Below are 19,364 nucleotides of genomic sequence, written 5' to 3'. Positions count from 1 at the left end.
TATAAGCTCCTATGAAGATTGCAGAGAAACATCACGCTGCTCGGCAGCACATCCTGAAAGCGGCTAAACCGCTTATCGGCCAGCGTGGTTTTTCGGCTGTTGGTCTGACACAAATATTGGATGTTGCGGGAGTTCCCAAGGGCTCTTTCTACCATTACTTCGAATCAAAAGAAGTATTTGGGGAAGAGCTTCTTAGAACTTATATTGAAGATTATCTGGTAAAAATGGATGATCTTTTTGAAAATGCAGATGGTAATGCAGCCGAAAAAATAGCGCGTTACTGTCAGTTCTGGCGCGATACGCATCTTAGTAAGCAGATTGGGAATAAATGCCTGATTGTTAAACTTGCAGCGGAAGTCTGCGACCTTTCGGAACGGATGCGGGCCATTCTGGAAGGTGGCACCAAGAGTGTTATTGACCGGCTTAGCGCACTTATCACGGCGGGGCAGGGAGAAGGCTCAATAGGCAACCGGCAGGAGCCGGAAATGCTTGCGGCCTCACTTTACCAGCTCTGGCTGGGTTCGACCCTGATAGTGAAAATTACACACAGTTCTCAGCCGTTTGACCAAGCATGGCAGGCAACCAAACGGCTTCTGGAAATCTAGAAAGCAGGGAAAGCGCACAGCGTTTTACTTTGCGCAATAAATAGACGACCGGTCTACTATAAAGATCGATCTTAATAAGGTGTCTCAATGCAGAACTTTGAATTCTATAACCCTACACGCATCCTGTTTGGCAAAGGCATGATAGCTCGGCTTGATGAACAGCTATCGCCCGAAGCCCGCGTGCTTGTGCTTTATGGTGGTGCAAGTGCCGAACGTAGTGGCACGTTGGCTGAAGTTCGGGCAGCGCTGGGGAACCGCACTTTCCGTGAGTTTGGCGGTATTGAAGCCAACCCTACATATGAAACCCTTATGAAGGCCGTGGCTCTGGTGCGGGAGGAAAAGCTCGACTTCCTTTTGGCTGTTGGTGGCGGCTCTGTCATGGATGGCACCAAGTTTGTCGCGGCTGCTGTGCCGTATGAAGGCGAGCCGTGGGATATTCTTGTCAGCAAGGGTAAAGCCGCAACAAAAGCGCTTCCGCTGGGCACGGTTGTCACCTTGCCTGCCACGGGTTCAGAAATGAACTGCCTAAGCGTTATTTCTCGCCAGTCTACGGGTGACAAGTTGTTGTTCTCCAACCCGTTGGTCTATCCGCGTTTTTCTGTGCTGGACCCCATGCGCACCATGAGTTTGCCCATGAAGCAGGTGATTAATGGGGTGGTGGATTCCTTTGTCCATGTGATGGAACAGTACATGACCTATCCGGTCGATGGCATGGCGCAAGATCGCTTCTCAGAAGGGCTGCTGTCCAGCCTGGTTGAGATCGGGCCGCGTATTGTCGCGACACCAGATGATTATGATCTGCGCTCCAACCTCATGTGGGTTGCAACGCTTGCCCTGAATGGCTTGATCGGCGCGGGTGTGCCCCATGATTGGAGCACGCACATGATTGGTCATGAAATTACGGCAAAATACCACATTGATCATGCCCGCACGTTGGCCATCGTATTCCCTGCGTTAATCAAGGTTCGTCGTGCCGAAAAGCGCGCCAAGTTGCTGCAATATGCAACGCGGGTATGGAACCTGACCGATGGTACGGAAGATCAGCGGATTGATGTTGCCATTCGTAAAACTGAGGAATTTTTCGAAGGTTTGGGCGTACCAACCCGTCTGTCTGCCTATGAGATTGGTGCTGAAGGCATCAACGATCTGGTTGGTCAGCTTGAAGATCATGGCATGACGCATCTGGGTGAAAACGGTGATGTTACTCTAGATGTAAGCCGCAAAATTCTGGAAGCCGCTGCCTGACCTGAAGTGTCGCTATCGCCGGGGTGAAGGGGAACAGCCCGTTATCCCGGCAACCAATAAATTAATGAGAAACGAGACTTAAAAATGGCTTACGCCACAACCAATCCTTATACTAACGAAGTTGTTGCAACTTTCCCAGAGGCTACTGATGCGGAAGTTCAGACCGCATTGGCCGAGGCGCATGCTGCTTTCGAAGCTTGGCGCGATACATCCTTTGCAGAGCGAGCAAAGGTAATGAATGCCGCTGCTGCCATTCTGCGTCGTGATGTTGATAAGTATGCCCGTTTGGGCACGCTGGAAATGGGCAAGCTGTTTGAAGAATCTAAAGCAGAAATTATTCTTTCTGCTGAAATTTTTGAATACTATGCAAAACATGCAGAAGCACTTCTGAAGCCGGAATTGTTGCCTGTAGCAGACCCGGCAGAAGGCAAAGCCATGCTGGTGCATGAGCCGCTTGGTATCGTGCTGGCAATTGAGCCGTGGAACTTCCCCTTCTATCAGGTCGTGCGTATTATTGCGCCGCAGCTTTCCGCTGGTAACGCCGTGCTGCTCAAGCATGCTTCCAACCTGCCGCAGTGCGCTGCTGCCTTTGATACACTTATGGCAGAAGCCGGGCTGCCCAAAGGGTTGTTCCGCAACCTGTATGCAGCACGCCCGCACACAGCCATGATTTTGAATGACCCTCGCGTATGCGGTATCGCACTCACGGGGTCAGAAGGCGCAGGCACGGTTATTGCTGGTATTGCTGGCAAGGCACTGAAGAAGGCCACCATGGAACTCGGTGGAGCAGATGCTTTCATTGTGCTTGATGATGCTGACGTTGAAAAAGCAGCGCGTTGGGCGGTCATCGGTCGCCACTGGAATGCTGGCCAAGTTTGTGTTTCTGCAAAGCGCCTGATTGTAGCTGATGCTATTTATGATCAGTTCGTTGCTCTTTACAAAGAAGGTGTCGCAGCTCTCAAAGCAGGTGACCCGATGGACCCCAAAACCACGCTGGCTCCGTTGTCATCTCAGGCTGCTGCTGATGACTTGCGCGATCAGGTCACGCGGGCGATGGATCTTGGTGCCAAAGTTGAGGTAATTGGGGCGCCAGTTCCCGAACAGGGTGCTTTCTTCCAGCCGTTGCTTATGTCCAATCTGGATCAGAAAAACCCTGCACGCCATTGGGAATTTTTTGGACCTGTTACCCAGATCTACCGCGCGAAGGATGAGGCCGACGCCATCCGCATTGCCAATGATTCGCCCTACGGTCTAGGCGGCAGCGTATTCACAAAGGATGAAGCCCGAGGCACCCGTGTAGCACGGGCCATCCGCACCGGTATGGTGGTGATTAACCATCCACTATCGCCCAAGGCAGACCTACCTTTTGGTGGGATTAAAAACTCAGGCTATGGCCGTGAATTGATTGGCCTCGGCATTAAGGAGTTCATCAACCACAAGCTCATCAATGTAGTGGATATCGACGCAGCGTTCTGATTTGTATGATTGGAAGTGGCCAACATTTCTGGATGATTTTCCAAAGATGATGCCTGCACCGTATAGTGTGAAAGCCGCATAGGCCGTAACAGACAACCTAAAAAGGGGCTTCCATTGTGGAGGTCCCTTTTTTGTATGGGGTTTGGTTGCGCTAAAATGGGATTACGGACTTCATCTCTTACGCAACATGTCGGCTTTATTCAGAGGCAGGCTGATGACGATTGCCATCATGATTTGTGATGAACATTAGGTGTTTGGTCCCGGGGTTTGATGGGTTGGATTGATGATGAATCTTTCTGGCTCTGAAGTCCATATTTTGCAGAGGTATTCGTAAGGCGTGAGGCCACTCAGCGTCTTGAGCCTTCGCCCGAAATTATAAGCTGCCATGAAGTCGTTGAGGTGTGTCCTCAACTGCTCATGACTGTCGTAATGGAAGCGTTTGACGGTTGCCTCTTTGATTGTCCGGTTCATCCGTTCAACCTGACCATTGGTCCAGGGATGATTGGGTTTCGTCAGACGATGTTCGATCCCGTGGGCTTCGCAGATCATGTCGAAGCGCATGGGACGCGACCAGGCCGTATTGCGATTACGGGGTTGGTCAGCGAACTGGATCCCATTGTCGGTCAGGATGGTGTGGATCCGGTAAGGGATGATGCTCAGGAGATGTTCGAGGAATTCCCAGGCCGTCTTCCGATCAGCTTTCTCGACCAGTTGTGTGACAGCGAATTTGCTTGTCCGGTCAATGGCAACGAAGAGGTACAGCTTGCCTTCAGCGGTCTGGACTTCCGCTATGTCGAGATGAAAGAACCCGATCGGGTAGCGTTTGAAGCGCTGGCGTTTGGCTTTGTCCCCCTCTATGTCCGGCAGTCGTGAAATCCCGTGACGCTGAAGGCAGCGATGCAGGGCCGAGCGTGTCAGATAGGGAATGCTGACCTGCAGGGCATAAAGGCAGTCATCCAGCGGCAGCAACGTATGCCGGCGAAAGGCCACGATCATCGCTTCGTCCGTCTCGGACAGGACCGTTGAGCGCGGCTCTTTAGGACCTGTCTTCTGATCTTCGACACTCTGTCGCTTCCGCCATTTAGCCACTGTCTTCGGGTTGATCCCGAACTCCTCGCTCAGCGCCGCGAGCGAAGCCTGCGATCGCTGTATTGCTGCTCGCACGGCGTGCGTGGTCGTGGCGCTCCCATGACGTATCTGTCCCATAATGCTTCCTTCCACTCTCGTGAAAATATCACACCATCAAACCCCGGGACTAAACACCTAACTGACGACACGCCGTAGGTAGCTTTTCCAGATGTACGAAAATTCCGGTAACTGGCGGTTCTGAGGACGAAGCAGCCGTGAAAAGCCGTTTAGGTGAATGTCCGATGCCGTGGTTACGGATCTCAATAACCGACCTTCTGCATTCCCCCCCGATCTGCCTGTCTGCTCAGCGATACAGGAGCAGACAGGCAGCAGTCGCCTACATGTCAGACATAGAAAAGAGCCAAACAATGCTCCGAAAGCGGACGTTATCTCTAGAATTAAAATGCTGAGATCTCCGAGTTAACTCGTTATTTTATTATTGCCACGAACGAGCCAATAGACGATCCCCAAGGCCAGGATTGCCGCCGAGAGTGCCAGAACCTCCATGACGTCGAGGCCGCTGAGATCCAGGACAATAAATTTGCGAACGGTCGCCATCATACCGATGAGAAGGACGGACCGCATTCTGACCATGCTGTGCGAGGGTGTGTCGGGCGAGACAAGAATAGAGTGTTTGAATTCCAGTGCAATCAGGACTGTAAAAAACAGACCAAAAAGGCTCTGTAGAACCACAGGATTGGTCGGGGAAAGGGTTGCTGTTCGGAGCATTTCAAAAACGGCGTATAGCACATGTATGAGACCAAGGGCCGCGACGACCATGATGCAGAGCGTAAGAACCAGCATAGCGATCTCTTCAAAAAGATCGAAAATAGAAGAAATCTTCTCAAATCCTGGTATGTTTTTAATCATAGCCTTTGCCGTCCTTTTTAGCCTATGTCTGCGTAGTTAGAAACCTAATACCGCATCAGCTCCGAAAGTGAACTGACCAACATTTCTAAGGTCATTAAATGGCCTCGTTCCGTTCAATGAGCGATCAAACCGGACTTCAGGACGGATCTCGAACAACTTGACGGAATGACCGAGCACGGGACGCCAGGTAGCACCCAGTGTCAGGGCACCGTACGTCGTCGGCGGTGCTGATTGCGTGACGGTGGGTTTACCGAGCGTCGCTTGCATGTAGGCATTATTTGCGATGAAGGATGTTACAAACAGACCGGTATCATCACGATAGATCTCGCCGCGGTAATTTAGAAGAAGTGTGGGAGTTAATTGATAGGAAAGGTAGCTTACGAAGCTGTAGGTGTTGGCATGAAGCCCTTCATCGTGCAGGAAGTTCAGCTCACCGGTGAAGGTCAGTCGGTCTGAAATCTTGTAACTTCCGCTAAGATCATTCCAGTAACGTTGAGCCGAGTTTGCACGCTGTCCGAGGGACCGGGTAGAGTTTTCAGGACCGACGCGACCGAGGTATGTCAGAGACAGTTTGCCATTTGCCAGACTGGACGCTGTCAGACCGAAATATCCCGCAGCAGTATGATTGTTGTCACCTCCCCCGAACGAGACCTGATTGCCCGTGTCCACTCCGAATAATGCGTCGATATGGTCGGTCAGGTGCCATTGAAACATTGCGCCCACATGCTCGAACGGCGTGGAATACTCAGTCGTATAGGACAGGGTATAGAAAGGACGGAGTGAGGGGTCGAGGGATTCCACGCCCATAGGGGAGGCCAGTATGCCAGCCTGCATGTCCAGACCATGGCGGGTTAACCAAGGCAGGTGAACGTCGAGATGGGCCTGAGGCACAATGAACTGGTAACGACTGGTCATTAACCGGTCTGTGATGCCTGCAATATTAAAGTACCGCCCGTCGGCACCGTAGAGCCCCCGGACCATGAAGCCCACGTCGTAAGACGATGCTGTCGTATCGACTGCACGCGCAGCCGTCAGCGTCAGCTGGTCGAGTTGCGCCTGATTGGCCCTGTCACCGAAGAACTGTCCGAAATTAATCCCATTTGCAGGGCGAGAAACGTTTGCGTTTATTCCTCCCTCGATCTGCCCTGCAAGGGTGATGTCATCGAGCCACTCCGTGGCAGGCTTCGCGATCGCATCGTTCATGTCCAGAAGAACCATCGTAATGGCTGCTGTCAGGAAAAAACCTACATTTCCAGATCGGGGCGTCCATTTCAGGAATGCAGATTTGTCCAGATAAACTCTTGTCATCATTGTCGTGCTCTCGCCGGAAAGAAACGCCGCATAAAACGGATCTGACATCAGAAGTCCGGTCGAGCGACATTTCGGAGCTAGTCTCCGAAGACAGGGCGCGACAAGTCGGGAAAGGGATAGAACCAGCGTTTTAGGGCAAATTCCTATGACTTTCCTATAAAGATCGTAGACTTCTTATCTGTCATTCCTATGCGGTCCAGCTGGATATTTAGAGATGCACACAAGGAGCATTCTCGCATGCTGGATATTCTGTATCTCACACTTGGGGTGTTCGGCTTCGGCGTCTGCGTCGCCTACATCTCCATTTGCACGAGGGTCTGATCATGACCTTTGAACTCATCATGGCCAGCGTCGTCACGCTCGGCCTCCTAGGCTACATGACGGCGGTTCTCCTGCGTCCGGAGAAATTCTGACAATGTCATTTTATGGCTGGGTCGCCATCATGGCCTTCCTCATCTGCGTTATTGCGATGACGAGACCGCTTGGTGGTTTCCTCAAACGTGTTCTCGAAGGAGAACAGCATGTTCTCGGGCGGATCTTCGGTCCGGTCGAGCGCGGCATCTATCGCATTGCGGGCATTCACAAGGATCGGGAACAATCCTGGTCGCAATATGCGATCGCGGTCATCGTCTTCAAGGTTATTTGCTTTATTGCAGTTTACACGCTTTTGCGTGTTCAGGGCGTCTTGCCGCTCAATCCAAATGGCATGGGCGGCGTTGCGCCCGATCTTGCCTATAATACCGCCATAAGTTTCCTGACAAATACAAACTGGCAGAGCTATGGCGGCGAAACGACCATGAGTCATCTCACCCAGATGCTTGGGTTGACGGTCCAGAATTTCGTCTCGGCGGCGGCGGGTATTGCGATCGCCGCAGCGGTCATTCGTGGATTTGCGCGTCGTAGTGCAACGTCAATTGGCAATTTCTGGGCTGATCTCGTACGGACGACGCTCTATGTCCTGCTACCGATTTGTGTCGTCTTAGCGTTGTTTTTCGTGCTTGAAGGCGTGCCTCAGACTCTTCTGGGTTCTGTCACTGTCTCCACATTGGAAGGTGCGCGTCAAACGATAGCCTTTGGTCCTGTAGCATCTCAGGAAGCAATCAAAATGCTCGGGACTAATGGGGGCGGTTTCTTCAACGTAAACTCTGCCCATCCGTTTGAAAATCCGAATGCATTAACCAATTTCGTGCAAATGCTCGCCATTTTCGCTTTGGGTGCCGGACTGACCAATATGTTCGGGCGCATGGTCGGCAGAGAGCGGCAAGGATGGGCGATCTTCTCCGCTATGGCCTTGCTTTTTCTTATTGGTACAGGAGTTGCCTACTGGTCGGAAGCCCACGCCAATCCTTTGATCACTGCGCTCGGCGCCGATCCATCTGCGGGAAATATGGAGGGCAAGGAAACGCGCTTTGGGATTATTGGCTCCGCATTGTTTGCGACTGTCACGACAGACGCATCTTGCGGTGCTGTCAACTCAATGCATGAAAGTTTCTTGCCCTTAGGCGGTATGGTGCCGTTACTCAACATAATGCTTGGGGAAATTATATTCGGCGGCGTCGGATCGGGTCTTTATGGCTTCCTGCTGTTTGCCATCATTGCCGTTTTCATGGCGGGCTTGATGGTCGGACGCACACCGGAATATCTCGGAAAAAAAATTGAGGCGCGTGAGATTAAAATGACGATGTTGGCAGTTCTTTGCCTGCCGCTCGTTATGCTGGGTTTCACCGCGCTTGCTGTTGTCGTGTCACCCGGGTTATCGGCTTTATCTGCGAGCGGGCCTCATGGTTTTACTGAAGCACTTTATGCATATACTTCTGCGGCAGGGAACAATGGTAGCGCTTTTGGTGGGCTGACCGCGAACACGTTCTGGAACGTGACGCTCGGTATTGGCATGATGGCAGGCCGTTTCTTCGTCATCATTCCGGTACTGGCCATCGCAGGGGCGATGGCAGCTAAGAAAACAGCCACTCCCACGCCTGGCACATTCCCTACCGATACGGGTCTCTTCATCGCCCTCGTGACAGGCGTGATCCTTATCGTGGGTGGACTCACCTTCCTTCCTGCACTCGCTCTCGGGCCGATCGTCGAGCATCTTGCGATGCTGGGCGGCACCCTGTTTTAAGAGGCGCATCGTTCATGGCACTCCATTTACCTCATTCCGAAGCCCCTCATGGAGGGCGGCATTCGGAACATCGCAGTCAGAGCAGTCTGATGCAGGCGTCGCTTTTGCTGCCTGCGATCAGGGAGAGCTTCCGCAAGCTCGATCCGCGCATCATGTGGCGCAACCCGGTCATGTTTGTCGTGGAGGTCGTGACCATTCTGACGACCGTCCTGCTCATACGCGACATAGTCGCCGGGGGAACACATCTTGGCTTTGCGATCCAGATCAATCTCTGGCTCTGGTTTACACTCCTTTTCGCCAATTTCGCTGAAGCCGTCGCGGAAGGACGTGGCAAGGCGCAGGCCGACAGTCTGCGTCGCACCCGGACTGAAACACTTGGCAAGCGTCTCTTGATGAATGACGAGGGCGGCTATTCGCATCTCGGGTTGTATGAGGAAGTGCCAGCTCCCGAACTCGTAGTGGGGGACGTCGTGCTGGTTCAAGCTGGCGACTTCATTCCAAGCGACGGCGAAGTCGTCGACGGCATTGCGTCGGTTGATGAATCTGCCATCACCGGTGAATCCGCTCCAGTAATCCGCGAAAGCGGTGGTGATCGCTCCGCAGTGACAGGCGGCACGCGCGTCCTGTCAGACTGGGTCATTGTGAGGATTACAGCAGCCCAGGGTTCCACCTTCCTTGATCGGATGATTTCGCTTGTCGAAGGCGCACAACGCCAGAAAACGCCTAACGAGATTGCACTGACGATCCTGCTGGCGGGCATGACGCTGATCTTTATCTTCGCGGTCGCGACGATCCCGAGCTTCGTGCATTACGCGGGCGGCCATATTTCGGTTCTGATCCTCGTCGCGCTGTTCGTGACGCTGATCCCGACGACCATCGGTGCTCTGCTTTCGGCAATCGGTATCGCGGGTATGGATCGGCTGATCCGCTTCAATGTTCTCGCCATGTCGGGTCGCGCGGTAGAAGCAGCAGGGGATGTCGATACGCTGCTACTCGACAAGACTGGTACGATTACTATTGGAGACAGGCAGGCTACAGCGTTTGTTCCTGTTTCTGGCGTAACGGAACACGAACTTGCGGATGCCGCACAACTTGCATCTTTGGCTGATGAAACGCCGGAAGGGCGTTCGATCGTGGTGCTGGCCAAGGAGAAATTTGGTATCCGGGGGCGTGATATGCGTGACCTCGGTGCGCATTTTGTCCCATTTACGGCGCAAACCCGCATAAGCGGGGTAGACGTTGGGGACAGGCAGATCCGTAAGGGTGCGGTGGATAGTGTAATCGCAAGCCTCGGGGAAACCCTGCCATCTGTCGAACAGATCCGTCAGATTGCCGACGACATCGCTCGTCAGGGTGGCACGCCGCTGGCAGTCGCGGATAATACGCGCCTGCTTGGCGTAGTACATCTGAAAGACGTTGTAAAAGGAGGAATTCGCGAACGCTTTGCGGAACTACGCCGGATGGGGATCCGGACCGTCATGATCACCGGGGATAATCCCATGACGGCCGCAGCCATCGCAGCGGAGAGCGGCGTGGACGATTTCCTGGCTCAGGCAACGCCAGAAGCGAAGCTTGCACTGATCCGTTCGGAACAGGCATCAGGCAAATTGGTGGCAATGTGCGGAGATGGTACCAACGATGCTCCAGCGCTAGCCCAGGCCGATGTTGGCGTGGCCATGAATACTGGGACTGTTGCCGCGCGTGAGGCCGGCAACATGGTTGATCTGGACAGTGATCCGACGAAACTCATTGAGATCGTGGGGATTGGTAAGCAGCTGCTCATGACGCGTGGTGCCCTGACGACGTTTTCGATCGCCAACGACGTCGCCAAATATTTCGCCATCATTCCCGCCATGTTTGTTGGCTTCTATCCAGCACTTTCCGCGTTGAACATCATGCATCTTGCTACACCAGAAAGTGCGGTGCTCTCGGCGATCATCTTTAACGCCCTGATTATCATCGCGCTCATTCCTCTGGCGCTGAAGGGGGTTCGTTATCGTCCGGTCGGCGCGGCATCGCTTCTGCGGCGTAATCTTCTGGTTTACGGTATTGGCGGCCTTATCGTCCCGTTTATCGGAATCAAACTCATCGACATGCTCGTGACGAGCATCGGTCTGGCCTGAGGACACTGGCATGACTCTTATCCGTCAACTTCGTCCCGCGCTGGTGATTTTCGGGTTTCTTTCCGTTCTCACCGGTCTGCTCTATCCCCTCGGCATCACTGCCATTTCGCATCTCTTACTGCCAGAAAAAGCGGGCGGCAGTTTGGTCCATGAAAATGCCCAAACGGTTGGTTCCGCGCTGATCGGTCAGAATTTTACGCAACCGCGCTATTTTCATGGCCGTCCCTCGGCAACGACAGGTGCTGACCCGAATGATCCGACGAAAACCGTCCCGACACCCTATAACGCCGCGGCTTCGATGGGGTCCAACGCCAGCCCGACGTCCAGGGCGCTCATCGAACGTGTCAGGATTGCTGTGGCGCAATTGAAGACAGAGAATCCGGACGCCATTGCGGCGGGCTGGTCGATTCCCATGGATCTTGTGACCACGTCCGCCAGTGGGCTGGATCCTGATATTTCGCCGCAGGCCGCTCTTTTTCAAGTCAAGCGTGTTGCACATGCACGTAACCTTCCCGAGCAGACGGTCAGGCAACTGGTGGAACACATGATTGCACATCCCCTAATGGGGTGGCTTGGCGAACCGCATGTTAATGTGCTGGAACTCAACATGGCTCTGGACGCCCTGCACAGGTAATGGAGGCACATCTCATTCGCCCGGATCCTGACGCCCTTCTTCGGCAGACTGTGTTGGACGGTGAAAGCCGCAAACGAGGTCGTCTCAAGGTATTTCTTGGGGCGGCTCCCGGTGTAGGTAAGACATTCGAAATGCTGACTGTTGCGCATCAGTTGCAGCGCGATGGTGTGGACGTCGTGATTGGGGTGGTCGAAACGCATGGCCGTGCTGAGACAGCTGCGCTGGTGAATGGGCTGGAACTGGTGCCACTACGTACCATGACTTACCGGGACCGGATGGCGCAAGAGATGGATCTTGACGCGGTGCTCAGGCGAGCTCCGTGCGTCGCGGCCGTCGATGAACTGGCGCATACGAACGTGCCAGGTTCACGCCATCCGAAACGCTGGATGGATGTCGAAGAGCTGCTCGCTGCCGGAATTGACGTTCTGACGACCGTCAATATCCAGCATCTTGAAAGCCTCAACGATATTGTTGCGTCTATTACGCGGATCCGCGTGCGGGAAACAGTTCCCGACCACGTGATCGGAGATGCAGATGAGGTCGAACTTATCGACCTCACTCCGAACGATTTGCTACAGCGGATGCGAGACGGCAAAATCTATGCCGAGCATACTGCCGGACGGGCGATGCTCCATTATTTTTCACCAGGCAATCTGACGGCGCTGCGTGAGCTGGCGCTGCGCCAAACCGCGCAGCAGGTGGACGCACAGCTCGTTGACCACATGAAGGCCAATGCGATTGTTGGCCCATGGGCGGCAGGTGAACGAATAATGGTCTGCCTGACTCTTCAGGACGGGGATGCCAGTCTCTTACGTTATGGTAAGCGTCTGGCAGATCATCTTCACGCTCCCTGGATCGTGCTGCATGTCGAGACGAACCGTGATCTGAGCGATGCCGCTCGCGCAACAATGGCCTCACAGATGCATCTGGCGCAATCGCTCGGCGCGGAGCTTGTCACGATACCAGGACAGGACGTGGCACTTGATGCTGTCGCCTATGCGCGGACGCAAAATGTGACGCAGATCGTAGCCGCGCATCCGGTTGGGCGGGGCTGGAGCGCCCGAGTTCGGCAATGGCTCGGCAGGTCGACGACGGAACGCCTGATACAGTTTGCGCAGGGCTTTCCTGTCCACGTTGTACCGCGCTCTCCAGGCGAGAATGCCCCAACCGAACAACTACTTAATATCGCTCCTTTCACGGCACGCCCTTATGTCGTCGGGACCCTGATTGTGCTCGGTGCATTAGTCGTGGCACTTCTCCTGCGTCAGAGCTTCGAGGTCAGCAACGTGTCGCTGGCCTTTCTGACCGCGATCCTCGGTGTGGCGGTCGCCTATGGTCTTTGGCCCTCGCTATGGGCTTCTCTGATGGCGATGCTCTGCTTCAACTTTTTTTTTCTCCCTCCTTTTTATACGCTGACAATTGCGGCTCCAGACAATGTGGTGGCCCTATTTTTTTTCTTGGTAACGGCACTCATTGCTAGCAATTTAGGTGCGCGTGTTCGCAATCAGGCCGTCGTGGCACGGCATCGGGCGGACATCACACAGTCATTGTATCATTTCAGCCGTACGATCACCGGGATCCTCCAACTCGAAGATTTGCTGTGGTCGGCAAGCCATCAAATTGCGACAATGCTTGACTGTGATGTGGCCATGTTGCTCCCTGACGGTGAGATTCTGAAAGTCAAGGCATCCTACAATGGCGGAAAAGCCGTTGGGGCTGCCGATCTGGCGGCGGCAACATGGGCCTGGAAGAACAATAAAGTAGCTGGCCGAGGATCGGATAATCTGCCGGGTGGGCGATGGCTTTTCATTCCTCTGCGGACCGGACGTGGACCAGTCGCCGTGATCGGTCTTCATGCAGAAAGAACAGGACCCATTCTCGACCTTGAACAACAGGGGCTGCTGGATGCATTGGCCGATCAGACCGCCTCCGCCATTGAGAGTATCCTTCTGGCCGGCGAACTGGATCAGGCACGCCTTGATGTCGAAACCGATAAATTACGGGGGGCATTACTGACGTCGATTTCCCACGATTTGAGAACGCCTCTGGCCTCTATTCTGGGCGCAACGTCCAGCCTCGAAAGTTATGGCGAGGAGCTCGACGAAAATGCGCGCAAGGAACTGCTCTCGACCATTCATGACGAAGCCGACCGGCTCAATCGGTTTGTCGCCAATCTGCTCGACATGACCCGTCTTGAAGCCGGAGCGCTCCAGCCTCGTAAGGAACGTGTGGATATTGGCGAAGTGATCGCCAGTGCTCTTTGCCGTGCAGCTCGTTTGCTCTCTGATCACGAGACAGAAATGGTCATCGAGCCTGATCTGCCGATGCTACTTCTGGATGATGTCCTTCTAGAACAGGCACTCTTCAATATCCTCGACAACGCTGGGAAATATACGCCTGTTGGGACGAAAATAGTTGTCACGGCGTCCGTCGCTGCTGATACTCTGCTTATTCGTGTGACAGATGAGGGCGACGGATTTGCGGCTCACGATCCGGAAACCGCTTTCAGTAAGTTCAAACGTTTTAAATCTGCTGATCGGTCTCGTCCTGGAACTGGTTTAGGGCTTGCCATCTCTCGGGGTTTCATTGAAGCCATGGGAGGAAAGATTGTGTCACGCAATCGTCAGGACTGCTCTGGAGCAGAGTTGGTTATGACGTTTCCTTTGGACGAGAAAAATACAAAATGAGCAATCCATCGGTCTTGGTCGTGGACGACGAGCCTGCCATTCGGCGCCTCCTCAGAACAGCCCTCGGCAGTCAGGCATGGCGTGTGATCGAAGCCCGGACGGGGGAAATGGCCCTGAACATGGCCATGGAGGTTGTGCCGGATATTGTTGTGCTTGATCTGGGGCTTCCTGACATGGATGGCGTGGACGTTCTTCGACGCCTGAGAAGCGCTCATCCAACTTTGCCTGTCGTGATCCTCTCGGTTCGAGATGACGAACGGGGCAAGGTCGCGGCACTTGAAGCCGGTGCTGATGACTATGTGACCAAACCATTCAGCATGGCTGAACTTGTCGCGCGCATGCGCAACGCAGTGCGACACGCACTCCAGCAGGAAGGTACCATTCCGCTCTTCGTGTCAGGCGATTTGAGTATTGATCTCGTGCGCCGCCAGATATCTCGTGGCGAAAGTGAAATCCGACTTTCACCGCGTGAATGGGATATTCTGCGCATGCTGGTTCGTTATGCGGGGCGTGTCCTGACCCATCAGACCATCATGAGTCAGTTGTGGGGTGCAACAGGAGATGTACAGCAACTTCGTGTCTATATCAGGCAGATACGTCAGAAGATCGAAATCGATCCGGAGAGGCCACGTCATATCATCACTGAAACGGGAGTTGGATACCGGATGGTTCAATTGTAAAAATTTTCTGACCATCTCTTCATATATCAACATGATTTTTATGAATTGAAATAAATTAGGTTTGCTTCAGGCGAATCTTAGTCGAAAACTGGACCCACGCTTTTCCCCTGATGCGCCTGTCCGCTCAATGATGCAGGAGCAGACAGGCGGCAGTCGCCCTCATTTGAGACAAACAGGGGCCGAATTGACGTATCTTGAAGCAGACATGGACTCCGGATCCCTTTACCGCTCTTGCCATTTTTCTTGACTACGGCCTGCTTGCCCTATAGGCGAGTGACTAATCACTCATAAGAACGTATCGAGATGGCCAGACCCTTAAGCGAAGAAAAACGTGCCGCCATTCTGCGCGCCGCAACCGAATTGGTGGCAACCATAGGTATAAGTGCTGCCACATCCCAGATCGCAAAGCGCGCAGGCATCGCTGACGGGACCTTGTTCACTTACTTTCCAACGAAAGACGATTTGCTCAACCAACTCTATTTGAGCATCAAATCTGCTCTGGCCGAAGCGATCATGGCAGATTACCCATCACGGGCCGGGGTTTTCGAGCGTACTCGACACTGCTGGGACAGGCTGGTGAACTGGGGAGCAGAGCACCCCGCGCAGCACAAGGCGATGCGGCAGCTTTCTGTGTCAGACAGAATATCAGAAAACACTCGTGATGCGGTTAATCTCGCATTCCAAGACATCAACAGAATGATTCGAGATAACCTTAACCGTGGCGCTGCTGGCGATGAATCTGCAGCCTTTGTCGGTGCGCTCATTATAGCGATGTCGGATGTAACGCTCGACTGTATCGCAGCCCATCCCGAGAAGATCGACCTGTATCGGGAGAGCGGCTTTCAGGTCTTTTGGAACGGCATAAGGTCGTAAGTGTAATTGTCTTTATTAAATGAGTGAGTAATCAATCGAAAGGATCGGAAAATGTCTAAAATCTGGTTTGTAACTGGCAGTTCACGCGGGCTGGGGCGTGATATTGTAGAAGCGGCTCTGGCGGCAGGTGACAGCGTCGTTGCAACAGCGCGTAAACCGGCTGATCTGGATGCCGTGGTTGCGCAATACGGCGACCGCGTATTCCCTCTTGCCCTTGACGTTACCGATGCCAGAGCCGCGCAGGCCGCTGCCCTGCGGGCGAAAGAGCACTTCGGACGTATTGATGTTGTGGTGAATAATGCAGGCTACGCCAATATTGCCTCAGTCGAAGACATCACGATTGAAGACTTCACGCAGCAGGTCCAGACAAACTTCTTCGGAGTGGCCTATGTCAGCAAGGCCGTTCTTCCAATCCTGCGTGAACAGGGACATGGACATATCTTTCAGATCGCCTCCATTGGCGCGCGTATCGCAACTCCCGGCCTGAGCGCCTATCAGGCGGCAAAATTCGCAGTACGTGGCTTCTCTCTTGCGTTAGCGCAGGAAATGGCACCGCTTGGTCAAGGTCACAACGATTGAGCCGGGCGGAATCAGAACCGACTGGGCTGGTTCATCCATGAAAATCCCGCCAATCAGTGCACCCTACGAACAGACAGTCGGGACATTTGCCAAGATGATACGTGAGAGTTCGGGTCATCAGAGTTCGGATCCGGCCAGGATCGCAAGTCTGATTGTCGATCTGGCGAACCGTGCGGATGCTCCAACGGAACTGCTCGTCGGTGTGGACGCTGTTGAATATGCGAAGCAGGCTGCTGAAGCCGTAACAGAAAATGACCGTAAGTGGCGGAGCCTCTCAATCACGACTGCGGCAGACTGACACAGTATGACAGGACAGCAAATGAAACGCGCACATATCCTCATTTACACCTCATCTGCGACCAAGATCCCTCTTGTAGGAGGAGGAACGCATGATGTCGGCATTTTTCTTGGTGAACTGGTAGAGCCGATTGAACCTTTGATTCGGGCCGGACATCTCGTGGAGTTTGTCAGCCCTGATGGAAAGGGCTGCGTGATTGATCCGGCATCTTACAGAATAACAAATTGGGGACTGTCCAGAAGCAGGATGGAGCATGCCAGAAATTTCTTTGAGACAACTCTCCAGGAACTGGGAGTTGGAAACCCGGTGAAACTGTCTGACATCCTTGCCGACAAAACCAGACTGAATAGCTACGACGTCGTTTTTATCCCTGGGGGACATGCTCCTATGACAGATGTTCTGCATAAGGACTGGCTGGAGTGATGAATACAACGACCAGACCGGTGAGTTGTTATTGCATTTTCATAAGAACAATAAAATTACGTCCGCCATCTGTCATGGATCTGCTGCACTTGGAGCGGCTCCCCAAGTGAATGGCAAATGGATCTATGCCGATTACAATATGACCTGTGTCAGCATGGCCGCTGATGGCTGACGGAAGATATTCCGTTTTTCAATATAGGCGGCCATATGCCGGATTATCCGGTGCGTATTTTGAAACGACTTGGCGGCAAGGTTCATACTAAAATGCTCGGCAGAAGCAACGTAGTAGAAGATAGAGAACTGATTACGGGCCAAGATCCTTATAGTGCCAAGGAACTTGGAGAAAAGCTCATGAAAAAAATTGAAGTGAGACAAAACTTCTGAACGCAATAATGTTTCCATCCGATCACCAATAAGCCACGCCTGATCCGCGTGGTTAAAGGAGCCTGATTAGCGTTAATCCTCAAATGCGCAGATTGGCGGCGTGCCATAGAACCGGCTCAGGCGAAGGATTTACCGGGATCGTCAGTATGTATCAGATATTGTTCCCAAAGAGCAAAGATGTCCGCTTCCCCCCCATTGCTGACGTAACTTCCGCCAGAATACGCAGTTAAATTCTCACGAAATTAGCCTGCTATTTTTATCATTAATAAGTGGATTTTTATGACCTAGGTAGAACATTATCCGGATTAAATGGATTCATAAGCCGCTGATAAATAATAACTTTGATTATCATTATCTTCTGGTTTTCGACAGAGGTGTCGCGTTTCCCTAGATGATGACAAAGATCACATTGACGCTGCTTCGGGCCGTTTTTTGAAGCCTAATTGACTGCAAAATGTTCCCTCATTCCTGACAAAAAATACCCTGGTTGATTGCACTTGAATCTGTACGAACGACCGTTGGCACGCGCAGGTGGCTTGGCCACCTTTGCAAACGATCGTTTACGAATGTCTTCTTGAATTGTAAAAATCGACTCAGAAGGAGCTTTGTCGCCCTGGTGCCACCCAAACCTCGAAAAATACCCGTTGGCGGCCGTTTTATCGGCTACGCTCGTGTCTCCACAGACGATCAGGGCACCGACGCACAGTTGAATGAGCTACGCGCCGCTGGCTGCACGATGATTTTCGAGGAACATGTCTCGGGTGCCGACCGGAACCGCCCTGTGCTTATACGCCTGCTAAGGGATATGAACGCTGGTGATACCTTGGTCGTGGTCCGGCTCGATCGTCTGGCCCGCTCGGTCAGCCACCTACTCGCCGTTATCGAGCAACTGGATTATGTTGGCGCGCATTTCCGTAGTTTGGGTGACCCCATCAACACTACGACCCCGCAGGGTATGTTCTCGCTGCAGGTGCTCGGCGCCGTTGCTCAGCTCGAGCGGGCGCTGATTTCCGAACGCACCAAAGCCGGACTATGTGCAGCCCGAAGCCGTGGCGCGTCGGTGGCAATCCGGGTCTGCGGGCTCGCGACCCAAATGCCATCCGCAAAATCCGGCAAAGTCGCAACGCCGCGTATCTCGACGCTGTTCTTGCACGCCTCGACGCGGAAATCTCACAGAAGGGTTGTACATCGGGTTAGATTATGAAAAAGTCTGTTTTGTAGAAAAGAAATTTCCATAATCATCAAGAAAACCCGATGCAGACAGAGTGTAGCGCAGGCGCGTATGAGTTTCCAGCCTCCTGTGGACGGCGTGTTGTGGCCCGTTTTGACGGGGGTCGCATGAGTTCGGATGGGGGCGTCATTCTGGTGAAGCAGGCTGATGACATTCTGGGGCTCAGCCGCCGCTTTGCTGCCTGTTTTCGCGATAAGCGGCATCCCGGCTTTGTGGAATACCGGGTTGAAGACCTTGTCCGTCAGCGGATCATGGCCTGGCACTGGGCTATGAAGATCTCAATGATCACGATGCCCTGCGGCATGACCTGATCTTTGGTCTGGCCTCGGGTCGTCTGTCAGGAGGCCGGGCAAACTGCGCAGCATTGGCTGGCAAATCTACACTGAACCGGTTGGAGCGCAGTGGGCACAAGGCAGATCGTTACTGTCGGATCATTGCTGATCATGAGGCCCTGGCTACCCTGTTCGTCACGCTCTTCCTTGACCAGCATGAGCACGCACCCGCCCGGATCGTTCTGGATGTGGATGCCACCGATGACCGTATCCATGGCCATCAGGAAGGCCGCGCCTTTCATGGATATTACGGCCATAACTGCTATCTTCCCCTGTATGTCTTCTTCTGTGGTTGCCGTCCGTTATGCAAGAGTTTTCTGACCCATATTGACGTGTGATCGTGTGCGGTCTTCTGTAAGGCCT

General features: G+C 53.3%; 15 protein-coding genes and 3 pseudogenes. 15 read left to right on the top strand and 3 right to left on the bottom strand.

From position 1 onward, the window contains the following. The first annotated feature begins 11 nt into the window (after positions 1-11). The 3 genes from QQM41_RS13770 to QQM41_RS13760 all read left to right on the top strand — a co-directional run bounded on the left by QQM41_RS13770 (position 12) and on the right by QQM41_RS13760 (position 3,326). A complete protein-coding gene (locus QQM41_RS13770; protein WP_012813128.1) occupies positions 12-605 on the top strand; it encodes a TetR/AcrR family transcriptional regulator in 594 nt (197 codons plus the stop codon). 87 nt (positions 606-692) lie between these two features. Further along, the gene (locus QQM41_RS13765; protein WP_003631147.1) at positions 693-1,850 is read left to right on the top strand and encodes an iron-containing alcohol dehydrogenase; all 1,158 of its coding nucleotides are present in this window, start codon (positions 693-695) and stop codon (positions 1,848-1,850) included. Positions 1,851-1,934: 84 nt separating this feature from the next. Further along, complete coding sequence (locus tag QQM41_RS13760) at positions 1,935-3,326, top strand: NAD-dependent succinate-semialdehyde dehydrogenase (RefSeq protein ID WP_003631146.1); 1,392 nt, start codon at positions 1,935-1,937, stop codon at positions 3,324-3,326. Positions 3,327-3,572: 246 nt separating this feature from the next. Here the strand turns inward: QQM41_RS13760 and QQM41_RS13755 are convergent, their stop codons facing one another. The 3 genes from QQM41_RS13755 to QQM41_RS13745 all read right to left on the bottom strand — a co-directional run bounded on the left by QQM41_RS13755 (position 3,573) and on the right by QQM41_RS13745 (position 6,683). Next, positions 3,573-4,532, bottom strand: a complete 960-nt coding sequence (locus tag QQM41_RS13755) for an IS481 family transposase (protein WP_339078249.1) — start codon at positions 4,530-4,532, stop codon at positions 3,573-3,575. A gap of 342 nt (positions 4,533-4,874) precedes the next feature. Then, a complete protein-coding gene (locus QQM41_RS13750) occupies positions 4,875-5,324 on the bottom strand; it encodes a phosphate-starvation-inducible PsiE family protein (RefSeq protein ID WP_012813131.1) in 450 nt (149 codons plus the stop codon). 36 nt (positions 5,325-5,360) lie between these two features. Further along, positions 5,361-6,683 (bottom strand): outer membrane beta-barrel protein, encoded by a 1,323-nt coding sequence (locus tag QQM41_RS13745; RefSeq protein WP_012813132.1) that lies wholly within the window; start codon positions 6,681-6,683, stop codon positions 5,361-5,363. A 275-nt stretch (positions 6,684-6,958) separates the two neighbouring features. On the opposite strand from QQM41_RS13745, the gene QQM41_RS13740 reads away from it, so the two are divergent. From QQM41_RS13740 to QQM41_RS13685, 12 genes and pseudogenes are all read left to right on the top strand, one after another. After that, on the top strand, positions 6,959-7,048 hold the full coding sequence (locus QQM41_RS13740; protein ID WP_082179775.1) for a potassium-transporting ATPase subunit F: 90 nt from the start codon (positions 6,959-6,961) through the stop codon (positions 7,046-7,048). A 2-nt stretch (positions 7,049-7,050) separates the two neighbouring features. Next, on the top strand, positions 7,051-8,757 hold the full coding sequence (gene kdpA, locus QQM41_RS13735) for a potassium-transporting ATPase subunit KdpA (protein ID WP_012813133.1): 1,707 nt from the start codon (positions 7,051-7,053) through the stop codon (positions 8,755-8,757). A gap of 89 nt (positions 8,758-8,846) precedes the next feature. Then, on the top strand, positions 8,847-10,880 hold the full coding sequence (gene kdpB / locus QQM41_RS13730; protein WP_041633169.1) for a potassium-transporting ATPase subunit KdpB: 2,034 nt from the start codon (positions 8,847-8,849) through the stop codon (positions 10,878-10,880). Between the two features lie 10 nt (positions 10,881-10,890). Continuing rightward, the gene (gene kdpC, locus QQM41_RS13725; protein ID WP_012813135.1) at positions 10,891-11,514 is read left to right on the top strand and encodes a potassium-transporting ATPase subunit KdpC; all 624 of its coding nucleotides are present in this window, start codon (positions 10,891-10,893) and stop codon (positions 11,512-11,514) included. After that, positions 11,514-14,201 carry a sensor histidine kinase KdpD gene (locus QQM41_RS13720; RefSeq protein ID WP_014095385.1) on the top strand — a complete coding sequence of 896 codons (2,688 nt, stop codon included), beginning with the start codon at positions 11,514-11,516 and terminating at the stop codon, positions 14,199-14,201. Before kdpC ends, QQM41_RS13720 begins: the two co-directional genes overlap by 1 nt. Then, complete coding sequence (locus QQM41_RS13715; protein ID WP_012813137.1) at positions 14,198-14,881, top strand: response regulator; 684 nt, start codon at positions 14,198-14,200, stop codon at positions 14,879-14,881. The genes QQM41_RS13720 and QQM41_RS13715 overlap by 4 nt, the downstream gene beginning before the upstream one ends. A gap of 303 nt (positions 14,882-15,184) precedes the next feature. Then, positions 15,185-15,754 (top strand): TetR/AcrR family transcriptional regulator, encoded by a 570-nt coding sequence (locus QQM41_RS13710; RefSeq protein WP_012813329.1) that lies wholly within the window; start codon positions 15,185-15,187, stop codon positions 15,752-15,754. 51 nt (positions 15,755-15,805) lie between these two features. Further along, a pseudogene (locus QQM41_RS13705) lies at positions 15,806-16,631 on the top strand (SDR family NAD(P)-dependent oxidoreductase). A gap of 21 nt (positions 16,632-16,652) precedes the next feature. Beyond that, a complete protein-coding gene (locus QQM41_RS13700; RefSeq protein WP_339078248.1) occupies positions 16,653-17,054 on the top strand; it encodes a hypothetical protein in 402 nt (133 codons plus the stop codon). Positions 17,055-17,261: 207 nt separating this feature from the next. Then, complete coding sequence (locus QQM41_RS13695; RefSeq protein WP_339078247.1) at positions 17,262-17,438, top strand: hypothetical protein; 177 nt, start codon at positions 17,262-17,264, stop codon at positions 17,436-17,438. A gap of 613 nt (positions 17,439-18,051) precedes the next feature. Beyond that, a pseudogene (locus QQM41_RS13690) lies at positions 18,052-18,590 on the top strand (recombinase family protein); the annotation flags it as partial. Between the two features lie 102 nt (positions 18,591-18,692). Then, a pseudogene (locus QQM41_RS13685) lies at positions 18,693-19,294 on the top strand (IS1380-like element IS1380A family transposase); the annotation flags it as partial. Between the last annotated feature and the right edge of the window lie 70 nt (positions 19,295-19,364).

Source organism: Acetobacter sp. AC2005 (assembly GCF_037901235.1).
GTDB classification, from domain to species: domain Bacteria; phylum Pseudomonadota; class Alphaproteobacteria; order Acetobacterales; family Acetobacteraceae; genus Acetobacter; species Acetobacter oryzoeni.
The sequence above is the reverse complement of the archived record's forward strand: the minus strand, read 5'-3'. Positions and strand labels throughout refer to the sequence as shown.